This window comes from Streptosporangium sp. NPDC006013 (genome assembly GCF_040614275.1).
Lineage (GTDB): Bacteria > Actinomycetota > Actinomycetes > Streptosporangiales > Streptosporangiaceae > Streptosporangium.
In genome coordinates, this window is record NZ_JBEXUE010000813.1 from 1 (window position 1) to 2580 (window position 2580).

Annotated in this window: 2 protein-coding genes and 1 pseudogene; all 3 read left to right on the forward strand. The window is 71.6% G+C overall.

Annotation, left to right across the window (positions count from 1 at the left end; genetic code table 11):
* Positions 1-91 precede the first annotated feature (91 nt).
* Positions 92-220, forward strand: a pseudogene (locus ABZ260_RS49845) (16S/23S rRNA (cytidine-2'-O)-methyltransferase); the annotation flags it as partial.
* Between the two features lie 130 nt (positions 221-350).
* Entirely contained in the window at positions 351-1256 is a 906-nt protein-coding gene (locus tag ABZ260_RS49850; protein ID WP_343968981.1) for an NAD kinase, read from the forward strand.
* A gap of 90 nt (positions 1257-1346) precedes the next feature.
* Positions 1347-2580, forward strand: a 1234-nt coding sequence (locus ABZ260_RS49855; protein ID WP_355632656.1) for an AAA family ATPase, incomplete at its 3' end; no start/stop codon positions are given.

Consider the following 2580-nt stretch of genomic DNA (forward strand, 5'->3'; position numbering starts at 1 on the left):
CCGAGCCGCACACGGCGATGGTCGAGGCGGAGGCAGTCCTGCCCAAGCACATGTACTTCCACGGCCGGGTGTGGGACGTCCACGTTTTCGCGCCAGCCCGCTGCCCGGCCCGTCGGGAAACGTCGAGTACGTCATCTGGCTGGGTAAGGGAGAGGGGGCTCCGCCGGTCGCCGACCTCGGCGCCGAGATCGAGCGAGCGGTGGCGGAGGGTCCCCGGTAGCAGGCGACCCGGGAGAGCGCGACCTGACATCCTGCCCGGAGCCGAAACTCGGGGCACCCACACTGGAAGAGCTGAGTTGGACTTCCTCCCCAGAGCCAGAGCTCGGGGTCTCCATGCTCGAGGAGATGAGATGACTGCCAAGCGCGTCGTGCTGGTCACCGCGCACACCGGCCGGCCGGCGGCCGTCGACAGCGCCCGGATGGTGATCCAGCGGTTCCTGGACGCCGGGTTGACCGTGCGCGTCCTCAGCGCCGAGGCCGACGAGATCGCCTGCGCCGGGGCCGACGTGGTGCCCGCCGGTTCGGCGGCGGTCGACGACGCCGAGATGATGATCGTGCTCGGCGGCGACGGGAGCCTCCTGCGGGCGGCCGAGTTCGCCCGCCCGGCCGGCGTGCCGCTGCTGGGGGTGAACCTCGGACACGTGGGCTTCCTGGCGGAGGCCGAGGTGGAGAACCTGGCGGTCGCGGTCGACAGCGTGGTGGAAGGTCGCTACGACGTCGAGGAGCGGATGACCATCGAGGTCACCGCCCGCCTCAACGGCAAGTTGCTGGCCGACAGCTGGGCGCTGAACGAGGCCACCGTCGAGAAGAGCGAGAGAATGCTCGAGGTGGTCGCCGAGATCGACGGGCGCCCATTGTCGCGCTGGGGGTGTGACGGGGTGATCTGCGCCACGCCGACCGGTTCCACCGCGTACGCCTTTTCCGCGGGAGGGCCGGTTGTCTGGCCCGAGGTGGAGGCGCTGCTGCTGGTGCCGATCAGCGCCCATGCGTTGTTCTCCCGGCCCCTGGTGGTCTCGCCCCGCTCCAGGCTCGCGCTGGAGGTCCAGACGGAGACCGCGGGAGCGGTGCTGTGGTGCGACGGGCGCCGCAGGTTCGACCTGCCCGCCGGGGCGAGGGTGGAACTGCGGCGGGCCGAGCTACCGGTACGACTGGCTCGGCTGCACGGTCTGGAGGACACGGGCGCGCCGTTCACCGACAGGTTGGTCGCCAAGTTCGATCTCCCTGTACAGGGGTGGCGCGGACGGGTGAGGCCCTAGTACGGCAGGGCGGGTGACGTCTCAAGCGCGTAGGATCGTGCCCGCGCACCGCACTGATGTTCGGTGAATTCGACGTGACGGGAGGGACCAGTGCGACCTAGGGTCGAGGAGGTCCGCATCCAGGGGCTCGGCGTGATCGACGAGGCCGTCCTGGTGCTATCGCCGGGATTCACCGTGGTCACGGGCGAGACGGGTGCGGGCAAGACCATGGTGGTGACCGGTCTGGGGCTGCTGTTCGGCGGCCGGGCCGATCCCGCCCGGGTCCGTCCCGGCTCCGAGCGGGCCACCATCGAGGGCACACTGATCGTCGACCCGGCGGGACGGGTCGCGCAGCAGGTGCAGGACGTGGGCGGCGAGGTCGAGGACGGCGAGTTGATCATCTCTCGGACCGTCTCCGTCGAGGGGCGCAGCCGTGCCTGGCTGGGGGGGCGCACCGTCCCCGTCGGCACGCTCACCTACCTGGCCGAGGACCTGGTGGCCGTGCACGGCCAGATGGACCAGCAGCGGCTGCTGCAGCCCGGCCGCCAGCGCGCCGCTCTCGACCGCTACGCGGGCGAGGAACTGGTCAAGCCGTTGCGCGCCTACGGGCAGGCGTACAAGCGGCACAGGAAGATCGCGGAGCAGCTGGCCGAGCTGACCACCAGAGCCAGGGAGCGCGTCCAGGAGGCCGACCAGCTCAGGTTCGGGCTCGGTGAGATCGAGAGGGTCGACCCCAAGGCCGGCGAGGAGACCGAGCTGCGCGAGGAGGAGGAACGGCTCTCCCACGCGGACTCCCTCCGGAGTGCCGCCGAGACGGCGCATCGGGCGCTGCTCGGTGACCCGATGTCCGGTGAGCAGGCCATGCCGGACGCCATCGCGCTGGTCGGCGAGGCCCGCACGGCGGTCGAGGCGGTGCGCGACTTCGACCCGGCGCTCGCCGGGATCGCCGAAAGGCTCGCCGAGGCGGGGTACCTGATCTCCGACGTCGCCACCGAGCTGGCCGCGTACGCCGAGTCGATCGACGCGGATCCGGGTCGGCTCGCGGCGGTGCAGGAGCGGCGGGCCGCGCTCATCCATGTCATCCGCAGGTACGGCCAGGACACCGCCGAGGTGCTCGCCTGGGCCACTCGGGCCGCCGCACGCGTCGCGGAGCTCGACGGTGACGACGACCGCATCGGTGAGCTCACCCGCGAGCACGAGGAGCTCACCGGGCGCCTCACCGAGCTGGCCGCCGACCTGACCCGGGTCAGGTACGACACCGCGTTCAAGGGCTTCGACCTGGGCCGCGCGACCGCACTGGGCGGCCTGTGGATGCTGCTGTTGCTCGTGCTCGTGGCCGTCTACC